14 protein-coding genes are annotated in these 17,916 nt (G+C 48.3%); 10 read left to right on the forward strand and 4 right to left on the reverse strand.

What is annotated here, in order from left to right; genetic code table 11:
• Positions 1-6 precede the first annotated feature (6 nt).
• The 10 genes from GS501_RS06400 (at position 7) to GS501_RS06445 (ending at position 13,826) form a co-directional block, all read left to right on the forward strand.
• Positions 7-873, forward strand: a complete 867-nt coding sequence (locus GS501_RS06400) for a cell division protein FtsQ/DivIB (RefSeq protein ID WP_160831021.1) — start codon at positions 7-9, stop codon at positions 871-873.
• Positions 870-2,213, forward strand: coding sequence for a cell division protein FtsA (gene ftsA / locus GS501_RS06405; protein ID WP_237442447.1), 1,344 nt, complete (start codon positions 870-872; stop codon positions 2,211-2,213). Before GS501_RS06400 ends, ftsA begins: the two co-directional genes overlap by 4 nt.
• A gap of 61 nt (positions 2,214-2,274) precedes the next feature.
• Positions 2,275-3,807 carry a cell division protein FtsZ gene (ftsZ, locus tag GS501_RS06410; protein ID WP_160831022.1) on the forward strand — a complete coding sequence of 511 codons (1,533 nt, stop codon included), beginning with the start codon at positions 2,275-2,277 and terminating at the stop codon, positions 3,805-3,807.
• A gap of 161 nt (positions 3,808-3,968) precedes the next feature.
• A complete protein-coding gene (gene lpxC, locus GS501_RS06415; protein ID WP_160831023.1) occupies positions 3,969-4,949 on the forward strand; it encodes a UDP-3-O-acyl-N-acetylglucosamine deacetylase in 981 nt (326 codons plus the stop codon).
• A 62-nt stretch (positions 4,950-5,011) separates the two neighbouring features.
• On the forward strand, positions 5,012-6,217 hold the full coding sequence (locus GS501_RS06420; RefSeq protein WP_160831024.1) for an outer membrane protein assembly factor BamD: 1,206 nt from the start codon (positions 5,012-5,014) through the stop codon (positions 6,215-6,217).
• Between the two features lie 65 nt (positions 6,218-6,282).
• Positions 6,283-8,019, forward strand: a complete 1,737-nt coding sequence (gene recN / locus GS501_RS06425) for a DNA repair protein RecN (RefSeq protein ID WP_160831025.1) — start codon at positions 6,283-6,285, stop codon at positions 8,017-8,019.
• Positions 8,016-10,088, forward strand: coding sequence for an NAD-dependent DNA ligase LigA (gene ligA / locus GS501_RS06430; RefSeq protein WP_160831026.1), 2,073 nt, complete (start codon positions 8,016-8,018; stop codon positions 10,086-10,088). Before recN ends, ligA begins: the two co-directional genes overlap by 4 nt.
• Positions 10,089-10,131: 43 nt before the next feature.
• Complete coding sequence (locus GS501_RS06435; protein WP_160831027.1) at positions 10,132-11,499, forward strand: hemolysin family protein; 1,368 nt, start codon at positions 10,132-10,134, stop codon at positions 11,497-11,499.
• 33 nt (positions 11,500-11,532) lie between these two features.
• Positions 11,533-13,266, forward strand: coding sequence for a DUF885 domain-containing protein (locus GS501_RS06440; protein ID WP_160831028.1), 1,734 nt, complete (start codon positions 11,533-11,535; stop codon positions 13,264-13,266).
• The gene (locus GS501_RS06445) at positions 13,263-13,826 is read left to right on the forward strand and encodes an isochorismatase family protein (protein ID WP_160831029.1); all 564 of its coding nucleotides are present in this window, start codon (positions 13,263-13,265) and stop codon (positions 13,824-13,826) included. The genes GS501_RS06440 and GS501_RS06445 overlap by 4 nt, the downstream gene beginning before the upstream one ends.
• A 22-nt stretch (positions 13,827-13,848) precedes the next feature.
• Here the strand turns inward: GS501_RS06445 and GS501_RS06450 are convergent, their stop codons facing one another.
• The 4 genes from GS501_RS06450 to GS501_RS06465 form a co-directional block, all read right to left on the reverse strand.
• Entirely contained in the window at positions 13,849-15,303 is a 1,455-nt protein-coding gene (locus tag GS501_RS06450; protein WP_160831030.1) for a glucoamylase family protein, read from the reverse strand.
• Positions 15,304-15,453: 150 nt separating this feature from the next.
• Complete coding sequence (locus GS501_RS06455) at positions 15,454-16,515, reverse strand: glycosyltransferase family 32 protein (RefSeq protein ID WP_160831031.1); 1,062 nt, start codon at positions 16,513-16,515, stop codon at positions 15,454-15,456.
• A gap of 11 nt (positions 16,516-16,526) precedes the next feature.
• Positions 16,527-17,036, reverse strand: a complete 510-nt coding sequence (locus tag GS501_RS06460; RefSeq protein ID WP_160831032.1) for a hypothetical protein — start codon at positions 17,034-17,036, stop codon at positions 16,527-16,529.
• 208 nt (positions 17,037-17,244) lie between these two features.
• Entirely contained in the window at positions 17,245-17,874 is a 630-nt protein-coding gene (locus tag GS501_RS06465) for a hypothetical protein (protein WP_160831033.1), read from the reverse strand.
• Positions 17,875-17,916 lie beyond the last annotated feature (42 nt).

Below are 17,916 nucleotides of genomic sequence, written 5' to 3' on the forward strand. Positions count from 1 at the left end.
CTGGCTATGAAACCTGAGCCCCGCCCTTCCCATATGTATGATGATCGCCCATCGCGTGCTTCTCTTTTCTGGCTACGGCAGAAAGGGTTGCTGCGTCGTGTCGGCATTCTTCTCTTTGTCATCATTCTTCTTGGGGGCGGTGGTTGGCTTTCCTTCAGTATGGTGTCCGATAGCACCATGACGGGAATACGTACCCGTCTAGCGGCTATGGACCCCTTGCAGATCAAACATATCATCATTCGAGGACGCCAACTGACCGAGGAAGATGAAATTCGAGCTCAACTCGGCACGAACGAGAATAATAATATTTTTGGCTTCTCTGTAGAGCAGGCCCGCCAACGCATTGATGCTTTGCCCTTCGTAGAACATTCAACCGTTGAACGTCACTTGCCCGATACGATTGTTGTTACACTTGTTGAACGTGTACCGATCGCTATTTGGCAAACACAAGGTCACTTTATACTGATCAATGATAAAGGAGACCCTGTTTCAGAACAAACTGTTACAGCACAGGATAAAGAGGTTTTTCGTAAACTTCCGCTTGTCGTTGGGCAAGGTGCCAATACAGAAGCTGCCGCCACTCTTGATTTACTGGCGCATTATCCAGATATTCGTAATCGGACCGTTGCTCTTGTTCGCATTGGACAGAGGCGGTGGAATCTTCTTCTCAATAATGGTACGATCATCCTTCTCCCGGAAGGCGCAGAACAAGCAAGTTTTAAACGACTGAGCGACTATCAGACACAAATGCATTTACTCGAACGCCCTCTTAAATCGATTGATATGCGCCTTTCAGATCGCATGGTCATTCACCCACTTACGATAGAAAGTGATCCATCCCCTCCACCTCCTGCACAGCCTGGCTCACCATGACACAAATGATGACGTCTCCTCCCTCTTCACCTTCTTCGCACCTCCCGGCGACAGATGATGCGGCGAAACGGGCTGTCCTCCCTCTCCTCCCAACAGAAGAACGCCCGGGCTTTCATTGGCGCCCAGGCATTCGTGCCGTGTTGGATATTGGATCCACCAAAACAACCTGCCTCATCGGTCGAGGGACAGGCAACGGTCGTTTACAGGTTATTGGCTGGGGATGGAGACGTTCTGAAGGTATTACCTCAGGCGCTATTGTTGATACGAGCCGCGTTGAAGCCGTCATCCGAGCGGCCGTTGGAGACGCTGAAAAACAGGCCCGACGCCGTATAGATGAAGTCATCGTCAATTTATCGTGTGGCAATCCTCAGAGCTACCATATCGACACGGCCATGACCCCTGGAGGGCGCGAGGTTGTCACAAAAGATGTTAAAATGCTTCTCGAGAATGCCCGGCGCCAGGCTTTTTATGAAACACGCAGCATCGTCCACACCCTTCCTTTGGGATTTAATGTAGACGAAACCCCTGCTGTTCCTGATCCATGCGGGCACCAATGTAATTATCTTCTGGGAAAATTTCATCTCATTGATGCCAATACCAGCGCGTTACGCACCCTCAGTACTGTGTTGCAACGTGCTGAATTACGCTTGGCAGGCCTCGTATCCAGCCCTTTTGCTTCTGGTCTCTCTGTTTTAGACCATGATGAGCGTGATTTGGGCGTTACAGTCGTTGAAATGGGTGCGGGAACAACCTCTCTCGCGGTTTTTTCTCACGGACGCCTCCTTCATACGGCTCAACTCCGTATTGGTGGCTATCACATCACCCGCGACATCGCCTCGGCCTTATCCGTACATACAGACGTTGCAGAATGGCTCAAAACAATGCACGGAGCTACACAACTTATTGCCGAGGACGAACATCATATTATCCGTCTGCCCATTGCGCATGGTCGAAGCACGGAACGCATTTCTCGGGCTCGCTTGGTTTCTATCATCGCACCACGTATTGAAGAAACGCTCGAAATGACCCGACATCACCTCGATAATGCTGGTCTTGGGCAATTAGCCGATGGGCGCGTCGTGCTTACTGGTGGGGCATCCCTCATCAGCGGCCTCGGCCCTGTTGCCGCGAGAATCTTCGGGCGCCAAGTCCGTATGGGGCAACCCTATAACATTCAAGGACTCCCTGAAAGTTCATCTATCTCTGCTGGTTTTTCAACAGCTTCCGGTTTATTAGCATGGGCGTGTGGGGCAGATGATGCTTTTTGCCTCGCAGAAGAAAAACAGCCCCCTTCTGGGCTCATGAAACGCCTTGTGCATCTCATCCGTAAGCATGTATAGTCGTTCAAAGAAACGTTATCTATTTCCCACATTTTTTCTGCCCGCTTGGAGCTGATCTGTTATGGCACTGAATCTTACCCCAACGACCCCTGGCGTAAGCGCAGTCAGCCCGCCGCGTATTACCGTCATAGGCGTTGGTGGTGGCGGTGGTAATGCTGTCGATAATATGATTACTACAGACTTAAAAAGTGTAGAATTCATCGTTGCTAATACAGATGCTCAACAACTTAGTAATTCAAAAGCTCCAACACGCCTTCAACTTGGCCCAAGTTTAACACGTGGCCTGGGCGCTGGAGCAAAGCCAGAAGTCGGACGCCAGTCTGCTGAAGAAGTTGAAGAAGAAATCCGTCATCACCTCAATGGTGTTGACCTTGTTTTTGTAACCGCTGGAATGGGAGGTGGCACGGGCACAGGTGCCGCCCCTGTTATGGCACGTATCGCACGGGAAAATGGGGCCCTCACCATTGGTGTCGTTTCCAAGCCTTTCCAATTTGAAGGGGTTCGTCGCTGCCGTGCCGCGGACGCAGGGATTGCAGAGCTACAAAAATATGTTGATACGCTGATTGTTATTCCTAACCAGAATCTTTTCAGCTGCGCTACACAGACAACGACACTAATTGAAGCCTTCAAAATGGCCGATGATGTGCTCTATGGTGGTGTGCGGAGCATTACGGATCTGATGGTTGTACCAGGTCTCATTAACCTTGACTTCGCCGATGTTAAAACGGTTATGGGTGAAATGGGTAAAGCCATGATGGGCACGGGCACAGCCAATGCTGAGATTGATGGTCAAGAATGGGCCACCATTGCAGCAGAACGCGCCATCTCAAACCCATTACTTGAAGAGACATCTATTCGTGGAGCACGCGGTCTCCTCATCAATGTGACGGGTGGGCCTGATCTAGGTCTTCATGATTATACCAATGTTATGGAGCGTATCAGAGAAGAAGCTCACGAGGATGCGGAAATTATCGGTGGGCTCCTGGTAAGAGAAGATATGACAGGTGGAGTACAAGTCTCTGTGGTCGCGACAGGGATTAATACGCTGCCCCCACAGCACGAGCTAGCATCAACCAAAGACGACGAATCTGTTAAAGTTCCAGAGCCATCACACGCTGCTGCTTCATCACCCAAGAATGAACAGAATATAGCACCGGCCTCCACTCCTGTAGAGGCTGCTAAGTCAGCCGAACAGCCTGCCAAGGAATCACCATCTCAGGCTGCTGCCTCTGTGGACAATTCAGAGCCTCAATCGCCACCTGTGCGTCATCCAAACTATGCTTTGGATAGTTCACCTGCTTATCAGCCAGCAGCAGCCTCGCGCCAAACATCTTCCGAAGAACCTAAACAACAGACTGAAGAATCCCATAACAATGGTGGCGGTTTGTTCAGCCGGTTCTTCCGCTCACGTCCAACCCCTCCCTCAGAGGAGCGAGGCGAGCGTAACCCGCCATCCTTGGATCCAAAAAATAACGCCTCTCCTGCAGCACCTGGCCGCCCTGCAACATCAGAGCGCGGTCGTCCCCATGACGCGCCAGAGCAGGAAAGTGCGCATCTTGATATTCCGGCATATTTACGCCGCCCACAACAATAGAAGACGTGGAGTAACTTCTGATCTTCTCAGAAGTTACTCCTCCGTAGAAGGTATGTTGGTTCACTCTTGTGCACTAACATGCTCTTTTGAGCCTTATTGACGAGCCCTTAAGACCTTAGGCATAACGTCTCGTCCCGAAAGATTGGATTGTTAGAAGGGTTATGTCTGACAGCTCGTCTCATACGACATCGCACACACTCTCTCATACATCAGCGTCAAAGGTTGATTCGAGTCACCGAGGACACGCGCAGCAAACGCTAAAAAAGCCTATTTATTGCCGTGGTGTCGGTTTGCATTTGGGAGTTGATGCTCGTTTGACACTCCTTCCCGCCGATGTCGGAAGTGGTATCCTCCTGCAACGTAAAGACATTCCAGAAGCCCCTCCATTCCGCCTATCGCCTGAAAGTGTTGTCAGTAGTCACCTTTCGACGGTTATTGCACCACCGGAACACCCCCCTTCTTATACAATTTCGACGATTGAACATCTCATGGCCGCCCTCCATGCCATGGAAATCGATAATGTTATCATTCAAGTTGAGGGACCTGAATTCCCGATCCTGGATGGCTGCGCCAGTGATTATGCCTTTCTCATTGAGTGTGCAGGCATCGTTAAACAGAACAAATCTCGTCGCCAAATCGATATTTGCCGCCCTGTTGAAGTCACCACCCCAGACGGAGCTTTTGCGCGACTGATCCCAACCAAAGGTTCAAACCTTAAGCTCTCGGTAACGATTGATTTTCCCGCCCCCGTTATTGGAAAGCAACATTATCAAACAACATTAGATCGTTCTCACTTCCTTGAAAGAATTGCTTTTTGCCGCACCTTCGTAAACTATGGCGACATCGCAGCCCTCAAAGCGCAAGGAATGGGAATGGGGGGGTCGCTTAAAAATGTTGTGGTCGTTGATGGAGATCACGTGCTCAACCCAGACGGACTGCATGTTCAAGATGAGTTTGTACGCCATAAAATGATTGATGTTATTGGGGATCTCTACTGCAGCGGCTATCGTCTCCGCGGACGCTTTGAAGGCTTTAAGACAGGCCATACCCTTAATAATCGTCTCTTGCGCGCCCTTTTTGCGTCACAAGATAATTGGTGCTTTTCCTTGGATAAAAGGCGGGTACCTGTAAATAACAAATAGATTTTCTTCGGAAGCGTTATGATTCCCCTTCCGCATCGAAACTCCCATGCTATAAGGCAGTTATGGTCAGAAGTATTGTCACGCATCGCGTTTCCTTTCCCCGCCCCGGCCTAATGCGTCTTGGGCCTTTAGCCCTTGTCGGTCTAGCACTCCTTACGAGCTGCTCGTCGGATAATGTACAGCTTCCCTCGCCTAAATCGGCCGATGCGGAAACGATCTACAATTACGGTGTGGATGCTCTTCATGGCGGCCATTATAAAGTGGCAAGTGGAGAGTTTGAACTTCTACAACAAAACTATCCTTACTCAGGCTATACAGGTAATGCTGAACTGATGGAGGGATATGCTTATTACCTACAGGGTGAATACGCTCTCTCAGTTCAGCAATTAGAACGGTATCTGCAGCTCCATCCGACAAGCCCGGATGCTGCTTATGCGTATTATCTTCGTGGCCTCTGCTATTATGAGCAGATTGGCGATGTGTCTCGTGACCAGCTGGGAACCATCGAAGCCATGGATGCCTTGCAAGAAGTGGTAGCGCGCTTCCCCCAAACGTCCTACGCACGTGACGCACAGCTGAAGATTGATCTTTGCCGTGACCATTTAGCTGGTAAAGAAATGTATGTTGGGCGTTTCTATCAGGCCGAAAAAGATTATCAGGCCGCTATTGGTCGTTATCAACGCGTTGTGCAGGACTTCCAAACAACCAACCATGTGCCTGAAGCTCTAGAACGCCTCGTTGAGGTCAACCTTGATCTCGGATTGCCGGATGAAGCCCGCCAAGCGGCCGCTGTTCTGGGATATAACGCTCCTGACAGCAAATGGTATCGTTACGCTTACGACAAGTTAAAATATAATGATCTTCTCACCCCGGATATACATCGCCCGCGTGATAAAAAATCCCGCAAACATGACAAGTATAATGACCCCGTAACACCTCAAACACAGAACCATAAATTTACGTCCATCGATTCATCCTCTCCAATGACGGATGCACACGGAAATAAAGTAGCCACTGTCTATATTCCGCCTCCAGGAGGAAACAGTGTCCAGAATAAGGTCACATCAGTCGATATTCCTCATCCTGGGGAAAACGCACATGGTCAGATCACATCTGCCAATGTGCCTTCCGGGAAGAATACGCATAATATGACCTTCCCTGGAAACAATTCCGAACAGCAGCCACAAAGACGTCGACGCGGTGGGTTCTTCTCATTCCTCAACCCTGTCGGGAATTTCTTTTCTGGTCTTTGGAATGATATCTTCTAACCGATACCCTAAAAAAGGATCGCTCCCCGTTTGACAGACCGCCCGATAATACCGACAGTTAGGGTATGCTAACCCATCTTTCGATCCGCGATGTCGTTCTGATTGAGAAGCTCGACCTCCCGTTCCATGCTGGTCTCACCGCCCTAACAGGTGAGACTGGCGCCGGAAAGTCTATTCTTCTCGATAGTCTTGGCTTAGCCCTCGGCGAACGCACGAGTAGCCGTATTATCCGAGCAGGAGCTGATCAAAGTAGCGTAACGGCTGTATTTGAACTTCCTGGAGATCACCCCGTTTACGCTCTTCTTCACGAACTCGATATTTCATCTATCGAGAAGGGGGAGCCACTTGTCCTCCGCCGCGTCGTAACAAAAGACGGTCGATCACGCGCCTATATTTGCGATCACCCTCTTGGCATTAATGTCCTCCGCCGTGTTGCTTCCCTCCTCGTGGAGATTCAAGGTCAGCACGAACAGATGGGGCTTGCCGACCAAGGCACTCATCTTGATTTACTTGATCATTTTGATGTGCCTTACCCTCTTCGGCACAACACAGCCCAACGATGGGATGAATGGCAAGCAGCGAGACGTGAGTTATTGCAATTTCGCAAAACAATTGATGATGCCGCGCGTGAGGAAGAGTGGCTACGCCACACCATTGATGATCTCACCGCTCTAGCACCTCAAGAAGGTGAAGAAGAAGAACTTGCCGCGTTACGCATTAAGCTCCAGCATGATGAACGCCGTGGCGAAGCTGTTACAGCAGCCCTTGCCGAACTCACACCGCGTGACCGCCGGAGCACTGTTCCTTCCCAAGCCCTACGCGCCGCAAGCCGTGCCTTATCGCGTCTCCTTCCCTCTCCCATAGCCTCTGATCAACAAACAGAGATTCATGACAATCGTGCTTATCAAGAACAAGCCCAAGAAGCCCTTAATGCTCTTGATAAAGCAGAAGAAGCTTTAGCCGAAGCCGAAACGCTTCTCTCTCGCCTTGCGGCAGATACAAGTCCAGATTCTCGCCTACTAGAAGAAACAGAAGAACGCCTCTTTACTCTTCGTGCAGAAGCCCGCAAACATCGTATTACGGTTACGGAACTCCCGCAATTTCTTACAAACTTGAAGGAACGTCTTACGCGGATTGAGCGCGGCACAGAGGAGCTTGCAGAGCTTGAACAAAAAGCCCAGCAAGCGCGCCGTGCTTTTGAAGAAAGCGCCACGCTTCTCTCCCAAGCACGCCAAAAGGCATCGCGTCAGCTTGAAAAGAAAATCATGGCGGAACTAAAGCCCCTGAAGTTGGAGCGTGCCCGCTTTATTGTTGAACAAACGCCTCTTCCGCCAGAACAATGGAACCGTCGCGGCATGGAGCATATTTCTTTTCTCATTGCAGCAAACCCAGGACAACCGCCAGGACCTCTCGGAAAAGTTGCTTCAGGTGGTGAACTTTCTCGCCTAATGCTCGCCATGAAGGTTGTTTTAGCGGGGCGTTCATCACTCAGTACGCTTGTCTTTGATGAAGTTGATTCAGGCGTTGGTGGTGCCACGGCATCGGCTATTGGGGAACGCCTTCACCGCGTCGCGCGTGATGTTCAGCTTCTCGCGATCACACATAGTCCACAAGTAGCTGCCCGTGGGGACCATCAATTACGCATCGCCAAACGTGTTTCCGAAGGGCATACACATACCCTTGCTGAACCTCTCAGCCATGACGAACGCCGCGAAGAAATTGCCCGTATGCTCGCAGGCGACACAATAACAGATGCCGCACGCGCCGCTGCTGATAGCCTTCTTGGACACACAGGATCATGACGTCTTCCAGTATTAAAGAACGCCACGCTCAGCTCGAAGCCACCATTGCCCGTTGGAATGAAGCCTATCATGGGAATGATAACCCTGAAGTCTCTGACGCAGAATATGATCTTGCACGCCTTGAGCTCGTAACCTTAGAGAAAAAACACCCCGAACTTAAACACCCTCATAGCGTCAGTGAAAAGGTTGGAGCAGCTCCTAATCCAGCTTTCAAGAAAATACGCCATCGCGCGCCCATGCTGTCTCTTAATAATGTTTTTAACGCAGAAGAGTTTTCTCAATTTGTCAGCCGCATTGGTAATTTTCTTGAGCTCGATGCAAGAGCCGCTGATGCACTCTGCTTTGTTGCTGAACCAAAAATTGACGGCCTCTCTATCAGTCTCACTTATGAAAATGGTGTTTTTACACGTGGCACAACGCGTGGTGATGGTAATGAAGGAGAGGACGTTACAGCCAATCTTCGTACCATAAAATCTGTTCCTGAAATGCTTGGCTCTAACGCTCCAGATCTCATCGAAATTCGCGGTGAGGTCTTTATGAGCAAAGCTCATTTCTTAGCGCTCAATGAACAACAAGAACGCAGTGGAGAACGTCTGTTCGCAAACCCGCGTAATGCCGCTGCAGGCTCATTACGCCAGCTTGACCCGGCCATTACCGCCCGCCGTCCTCTTGGGCTTTTTGCTTATGGCATGGGATATTCAACCGCCCCCGTGGCACACTCTCATAGTGAATGGTTAGCGATCCTTGAACAATGGGGGTTTACCGTAAACCCTCTCTCCCAGCGCATTGCCCATGCTAGTGATATCCCTGCCTATGTGGACCGCCTAGCCCGTGAACGACCTGATCTTGATTACGATATTGATGGTATTGTTTTTAAATTAGACGACCTAGCATTGCAGCAACGTCTTGGTTTTGTTGGACGTGCTCCGCGTTGGGCAACCGCCTGGAAGTTCCCAGCAGAGCAAGCCATCACCCGCCTCAACGATATTGAAATTCAGGTAGGCCGCACAGGCGCCCTCACCCCTGTCGCTCATTTAGAGCCTATTAATGTTGGAGGTGTTCTGGTTTCACGAGCCACTCTCCATAATGAAGATGAAATCGCACGTCTTGATGTTCGCGTTGGTGATCTTGCCAAAGTGGAGCGCGCTGGCGATGTCATACCTAAGATTTTAACCGTTATTGATACAGAGCGTCCTGATCGCTCACCTCGCTTTATATTCCCTGACCATTGCCCTGTTTGTGGCTCCCGTGCAGAACGCGTTCGTGACGAAGCTGTAAGGCGCTGTACGGGAGGCCTCACATGCAAGGCACAAACCGTCGAGCGACTTATTCATTTCGTTTCGCGCGCCGCTTTCGATATTGATGGCCTTGGTGAGCGCAGCATCCGCTCTTTCTTTGCATTGGGTCTTATCAAACAACCAGGTGATATCTTCCGCCTCAACCACCATGAAAGGACTTTGCTGTCCCTTGAAGGCTGGGGCCGTCAATCCGTTGATAATTTGCTCAACGCCATAAATGAGCGACGTCACATCAGTTTTTCACGTTTTATTTTTGCTCTTGGCATTCGCCGCGTTGGGGAACGGAATGCACGTCTTTTAGCGCGACATTACGAAACTTATGAAACATGGCAAACAGCCATGATTTCTGCCGCTAATGGGCATGAGGATGAATACACATCCCTCAGTACTATTATGGGTATTGGACCTGCCATTGCTGATGAAATCATCGCGTTTTTCAATGAAGCTCATAATCGTGAAACGCTTGATGATCTGGCTTCTCAACTCACTATTCTACCAGAAAAATCACATCAAGAAGAGCAAACAGATCAACAAGTTCTTCAAGGAGAAACCCTTGTTTTCACAGGATCTCTGACAACAATGTCACGCTCCGAAGCCAAAGCCATTGCTGAACGGTTAGGCGCTCATGTGACAGATAGTGTGTCACGCAAAAGCACTCTCGTTATTCTGGGAGAAAAAGCGGGGTCTAAAGCAAAAAAAGCAAAAGAGCTCGATATCCGTACCATAAATGAGCAAGAATGGCGTCATTTAGCACAACTAGACGAAGCATAATCTGATAGCTTTTAAAAAGCAGAACAGGCTATGATAAAAAGGCATGTCTTTCTTATCGCTCCATCACCATCCCCTTCTGATGCTCACTCTTGGGCTTCTTGCAACAGTCGCCTTAATTGGTGTGTCTGTTCTCATTTCTCTCTCTGAGATTTCATTCGCTGCCGCACGCGAGCCGCGGATGCGTATCCTCGCAGAGCAAGGCGACCAACGTGCGGCTGCCTTTCTGAAACTCCGCCGTAATAGTGGTCAGGTCATGACCACTATCCAAATCTGCCTCAACGCTGTTGGTGTGCTGGGTGGGGTTATTGGCGATGCCATGCTCAGTGAGCCTTTTGCCGCCGGTTTACATGCGTTAGGGCTCAGCTCCTCATTAGCCGATGAAATCGGGTCACTCGCTGCCTTTTTATTGGTCACAGGCTTGTTCGTTCTCTTTGCAGATTTGCTCCCAAAACGTACGGCTATGAACGCGCCCGACCAGATCGCCCTTAGGGTAGGATGGTTTCCAACTCTTGCCTTAAAACTCCTCTACCCTGCTGTCTGGATTTTTTCCCATATCGCAGATGCCATTTTAAAGCTCCTCCGCATCCCTGCGACGGCGACGGTTGACCCTGTCACCCCAGAGGATCTTCGTGCCATGCTCGCCGCTGGAACGGCCTCCGGCGTGTTATTAGAACAAGAACATCAAATGATCCAAAATGTTATGGATCTACAAAATCGCTCTGTAGCTTCTGCCATGACCCCGCGGGACGAAATTGTCTATTTAGATGCACATGAAAGCCTGGAAAGTCAGCGCGATAAAGTACGCGTTCGTCCCTATTCACGCTATCCTCTCTGTGATGGTGGTCTGGATCATGTCATTGGTTCTATTCGCGCAGAAGACGTACTTGTCGCTGTCGTGGACGAACCTGCTGTACTGACAAGCCAACCTGCTCCGGTCCGTAATCCAATCTTCCGGATGCGACGTGATGTACTCTCCCTCCCAGACACATTAAATCTGTGGGAGACACTCGCTCAGTTCGATACGCACGGGGCCGGGTTTGCCCTTATTATCAACGAATATGGACTTGTTGTCGGCCTCATTACCTTCAAGGATATTATGGGTGCTCTCATGGATGGGCTCGCCAATCCCTTTGAGGAACAGGCTATCGTTCGCCGTGATGACCATTCCTGGCTCATTGATGGAGCGGCTCCTATTGGCGATGTAATCCGTGAATTACATATTCCGCTTTTCGAGGATGGACAACAATTTGATACGGTCGGTGGGTTCGTTATGCATCGCCTCCGTCGTATGGCTCGTAAAGCCGACCGTGTAGAAGCCGCTGGGTTTCGTTTCGAAGTGGTCGATGTCGAAGGTTTTCGCATTAACCAGCTTCTCGTGACCCGCATCGCTGAGAATATAGTGACCAAATAGAATCATCTTCCTCCGCTATCAGGGAATTATAGTATGCTTCGCCCTTCTCTTCGCTTTGGCTATTCCCTGGCAGCTTTGCTGCTTTCATCGTCATTCTCCGCATGGGCCCTTCCCTTGCAACCTGACCCTCAAGCAGCCTCTCTACATGCTTTAGAGCAATTCCATTATACAGCCGAATGGCTTGAAGACCCCGTTTCTGCCACACTAAACGGGGTTCATAATGGGGATAGCCGTCTCCCTGACCTTTCTGATACCGCGCAAAAACGACGCCATTCTCGGCTTGTGCAAGAGCAAACAGCTCTCACAAACCTGGATCTTTCAAAAGCGCCGCAACGTGAACAGAATGATCGCGATATTCTCCTCGCAACGTTAAAAGGAGAACTTCTGTCTCTCAATGAGATACAGCCTGATCGCCATCAACCTGATTATGCACTATCAATCATCACAAATGGGCTTTACGGTCTCACGTGCCGCGATTACGCGCCGGCATCAGAGCGCCTAAAAGCAGCAATCTCACGTTTATCACTCACCCCGTTATTTCTTCAGATGGCCTCTGCACGTCTGACACAAGTACCCTCTATCTATGTCGAAATCGCGAAAGAAGACCTAGAGGGCGCGTTATCCTTTTTCCAAAACGACCTGCCACAAGCTTTTGTTGATGTAAAAGACCCTGCCCTTCAACAGCAATTTCACCAACAATTACAAAACGCTCTTGAGGCCCTTAAACATTATCAATCATTCGTCAATCATATTCACACGGAGGGAAGTTTTGCCCTTGGCCGGGCTCGCATGATCCAACTTTTACAAGCGGATATGATTGACCTTTCTCCCGAAGATATTCTTGCCCGTGGGGAAGCACAGCGTGAACAGGACTGGAAACAATTCTGGCAAGTCGCACAGCAAATTAATCCTCACCATCCTGAAAATGCTCTCGCGGAGATAAGGAAAGATCATCCTTCTACAAAAGAGCTAATCCCGACCGTCCAACAGCAACTCGGCAATGTGCAGTATTTTATCATAACCCATCATATTGTCACTTTACCAGCAACAACACTCCCTACCGTGCGCATTACACCAGAATTTGAGCAAGCTCTTATTTCTGCCGCCACAGAATGGCCGGGCCCTTTTGAAACAAAGAAACTCCCTTCTTTTTACGATGTTACCCCTCCTTCACCTCATCTTTCAGCTGCACAAAAAGAGCTTGCGCTACAAGATTTTAACCGGCCGGAACTTCTCAACATTACTATCCACGAGGCCCTTCCTGGTCATTTCGTGCAAGGGCTTTTCTTAATGTCCCATCCAGGATGGTCTCTCGTGAGACGCGGCGGTGGTTCTTACACCACGACGGAAGGCTGGGCCCACTACTCTGAGCAAATGATGGTTGAACAAGGGTATGACCATGCCTCACTCGCCCTCCATCTTATGCAATTGCAGGATGCGCTCCTTCGCGATTGCCGCCTTCTTGTCTCCTTCGGTATGCATATGAAGGGGATGACCCTCAGTGAAGCAACAGAACTCATGCAAGATCGTTGCTTACAGTCCTCTGTTGCCGCCTATAAAGAAGCACGTCGCGGAACAGCAGATCCCGGTTATTTTTCTTACACCTTAGGAAAAATGATGATCTTGCAATTACGCCATGACCTCCAAAAACAACAAGGTTCTCATTTTTCGTTAGAACAATTCCATGATGCTCTTCTAGGGGCTGGCCTTGTTCCAATGAAAGTGATTCGCCGTGAGCTGACCGGACAGGATGGATCTCTCCTATGACATTATTCCACCCTCGCCCGAATGACGCTCTTCTTGTTGTTGATATGCAAAATGACTTTCTCCCTGGGGGGACCCTTCCTGTCCCCGAAGGCGACCTGATTATTCCAGCGATTAATCAGCTCAGTCATGCCGGATTTAGTGCCGTCATTGCGTCCCAAGATTGGCACCCGGCGCAACATATGTCATTCGCAGCGCAAGGTGGCCCATGGCCACCCCATTGTGTGGCCGGCTCACAAGGGGCAAACCTCCATCCCAAAATTGATCAAACAGCGATAACTCACGTTTTTCACAAAGGGATGATGGCGGACGCTGAATGCTATTCCGCTTTTGCTGATGAAAATGGCGTTCCAACGGGCCTGACAGCTCTTCTGACGGGCCTCGGAATTAGACGCCTTATCTTATGTGGCGTTGCATTGGATTATTGTGTCAGGGCAAGTGCCTTTGATAGTCATCAAGCAGGCTTCAATACGGTTGTTCTCCCACATCTATGCCGTGCGATTTCTGCCCCTCGCCCCATTTTAGATGACCTAAAACAAACAGGGATTTCTCTCACTCCTTGAGAGAAATCCCCCACAATACCCCTTACGGCTGAGATGAGGATGTCTTTTGCAACCATCCTCCCGTAAACCCTGCAAGTGTTAATCCACGACGGATGTAAGGGTTTTTCTTCATCACATTCCACACAAGGCCACTACGCCAGTTTTCCATCATGAGCAAAATAGGCCCCTGATCTATTCCTATCTGCTGCGTATCGACCCAGTAACTATTTCCTGTACGAAAGGATGGATTAAAAGCATCCGTAAAGCCATATTTCCCATAAATCTTATCACCATAGCGCTTTTTCATTTCTTCCAGCGCTGGCAGCACGATTTCTGGAGCAAACGCAATAGAACCTGCGGCCGCTGTTGGAGCAATCGTCCCATCGTCTAAAACATAATCGTGCCCTGCACCACGCGCACTATAAGCTAAATAATGGCGTTTACTTCCCTTAAAATCCTGCACAACATCACCCGGACCATCGGAGGCTGTGAGCCCCCAAACATCACTCCCATAGCCCTGCCATCCTCCTGGGTTGGTATGGGCATAGTCACGCTGTGCATACACAGCTGACCGGCTATTTTGAAAATAATCTGTATTATGCTTCTGACTAAAACTATCGCGAATACCTCTAAAATCAATCCACGATTCACTATACTGATGCCCAAAAAGAGGTGCAAAATTCAGGAATGTATGCCCCTGAAATTCTCCCCACTGATGGTCATAAGTTGCCGTCCATTTTTGCCAGGTATCAGCCGGCAAATTATAATGCGGTGCCCCTAAAGCTAGAACATAAATGATCAGCCCCTCATTATAACCTTTCCATTCTGCTGAAAGGAATGTGTTCGGCGGCGTCCATCCCATACTCAGCCAGGGGCCCTTATTCCCCCTCATCCATGTCCAATCAACACGTTTGTAAAGCTTATCTGCCGTTTGTCGGATAGCCTCTTCAGTCGCATCGGAATGATCAAAATAGGACTGAGAAAATAACACACCACTCATCAAAAGCGCTGTATCAACACTCGACAGTTCAGACCACTCAGCGGCACGTAATCCTGTATGTGGATCAAGGAAATGATAGAAAAAGCCGTGATAGCCAGCCGATCCCATCACGTGGTCATTTTGAGGCAGTGCCAAAAGAAATTTAAGCGTTAATAACGTGCGTTCTGCGGCTTGCTCTCGCGTAATATAATGACGCTCAACGCCAATCCCATAAGCCGTTAAAGCAAAACCAACACTGGCGATACTGGACGCACCATTTGGCAAAGGAGCGCGGTCTGGCACAAGACCGTTTTGAGGATTCGCATTATCCCAGAACCAATTAAAGGTACGATGCTCAACATCTTCCACTAATTGGCAGTGTGACGTCTGAATCTGAGGATCATAACACGTGGATGAGACAATACGCTCTTCCGCCAAGGCATGCGACGTCCCAACACCACACCAACTTACAAGCGCTGCGAGGAGACCAGCACCATAGAAATATTGTTTACGCCCCATATAATATACCACCTTAATCCATCTCAGGCGGTTACTAACTTAGCCATAATCAACAAATTTGCACGATAAAACACGCAAATTTATATAAAATTATCTTGCAGTGGTCCTCACTTCATAAAAGAAAACAAGATAAGATCATTTTTTTATATTTTACTCTCTCGTTATTTCCTTAAATGCATCACGATAAACTAATGGTGCCTCTATATCTGAATAATGTTTTCTTCCGCCATAATGTTTTCGATGCACAGCATCATCAGAAAATATCGTATACTCTATTCCATTAGAGTATGTATGGATTTGCCTGATTATGTCCTTATATTGTGGCCGATAAACGTAAATTATCATTGAATACATTAAAGGTCCGGCCAGACGCAGGGTCCCATAGAAGCCTACACCGCCAATCTCTTCATCATAAACCCTAATATTACACAATGCCTGCTGTATTGCATGCCGTATTATCGGATGCCCTGCCGCACATATAATGCAATAATTCTCATATTCCCCATAGGTAATATGCTGCACCTCCTCGTGTGTTTGCATCCCATAATACCAAAAGGAAACAAGGTACTTATCGTCTGGTCGAATAACTTGATCTAATGGATACGAACATGTCGTTTTTAAATCAAAATAAACCCCACCTAACGCATAAATACAAAGCAACCTGAATAAATCTGCCCTCGCGCTTGGATATTCCTTATTGATCGAATCATAATATTTTAAAATTTCTTCACCATAGGTGTTTAAAATAAACTCTCTAACACTATGTTTCCCACCCTCGGACCAAAAATAGAAATTATAATTTGGATTAATGGCCGTTATCTTTTGCCTATTTTCCTCAAATATTTCTGGATATTGACCCGGATTACTAGGAAAAACACCATATTGATGAATGTTTTTAGAAATACGATTGCGCAATTTCATGACAGGGATCGGTGGAGGCAAAATAGATGGATCAATTTTGCGAAATATCTCACGACGCCCTACCCCATGATAGAATGTCGTCGATAAATCAGGATGTACCGCCAAATAGCCTTCATCAACTTTGAAAAAAGCAAGACGTGATTTCTCTAAATGGCGGATCTCAAAACCCGCTTGTTTGAGATCATCTTCTGTCGCCACAGAAGAGGCATCATCATAATATGCGCAAAGAAATTTATGCCCAATTTTACCATTCTGACAAACTAAGTATGTATTAAAGCATGAAATGAACATTATTAACTTCCTTAAAAAGTAAATTCCCCTAATCGTTTCACTGTGAGATCATATACCCTCCCAGGCATATATCCATTAAACCTCACAGAAACGGTCTCACCTTCTTGCAAACGTCCAACCTTGGCAAAAGCCTCTAGATTGTCCCGGATCGTTATGCGACGACGGCCGAAATCAGCAATAAATAATTTATCATTACTTGGTAGAGGGAACCACAATCGAGGAAGTCTTTCACCTGTTTCTTCTAACCTCACCTCACTTGCATTTGGATGAGTCAGGTATAGAAAACCCATGAAGACATCATAGGGCAATGGGCAAAACTTCTCCCAATCATAACAACCATCGGAAAAAGATGTATTGTTACGTGCCGGATTAATACTTACATAAGCATTTAAATCAGGCCGATAAAGAGAGACTAAATTCTCCCCCTCGTTCCTTATTTCATATTCAGGGCTTTTTACAACATCTCCAAATATGTTGTACCATTGCGGAGTAAACCTTTCCGGCAAAGGATAAGGCGCCATGACACACCCACTAAACAACATCCCCTGAAACGGCAAGCGAGCTAGAGCTTGTTTATGAGGCGTATAACACAAGACATGCCCAAAACAATCTAGGAACCACACCGGCTCACCAGAAGACGGGTATATACTCCTAGACATGGAAAAACCCTAATTTTTCAGCAAATAATAATATACCCCTATCTTTCAATAGGGGTATTGCTCTTAAATCTTAAAGTGCTTTTGCGCTACGTACAACAGACAACTTCGCTGAATCGCCCTGGTTACTGACAAGCGCCACCTCAACAGCTTTCCCAGCTGGGGCACTGCCGATGCGGATAAGATTTTGTAAGTTACGCGTGATAGAGAAGGCAAACCCTCCGATCCACGCAAAATTACCAACATTCTCAGCAACAGACGGCCATACAAGCGCTGGTGCTGAATGCCCATTCATCTCAACCTTGCCATAACTATGGTCTTGCAACACGCTCAAACCATCCATGGCTTCCTTGGGCACAGGAATAAAGCGTTCCCAATCATTGAGGTGCTCTGCATTCCAATGCGTATCCCGGCTACGTGGGTTAATGGAAAGATAGTTTCCATTATCCTGATCTTGCAGGGCTACAACATGGTCGCCAGCCTCAACGAATTGAGCATCTGGCAGGTTCTGAGCCACAGATGCCGCATGACGGAACATCACACGAGCAGGCGGCTTCAGAGGCCATGCAGCCAAAATAAACGTATCTGGATAGTTACCTGGAGTAAAATAAGTACGGACCAGAGCCCCATCTTCTGTCGGTTGTTCAATAAGATGGCCGAACCAGTCCATAATCCACAGACGCTGCAGTTTAATAGCTTCCATAGTAATCCATCCCAAAATGTAATATATACTGCTCTACAAGTA

The sequence above is a fragment of the Saccharibacter sp. 17.LH.SD genome (genome assembly GCF_009834805.1).
GTDB lineage: Bacteria > Pseudomonadota > Alphaproteobacteria > Acetobacterales > Acetobacteraceae > Saccharibacter.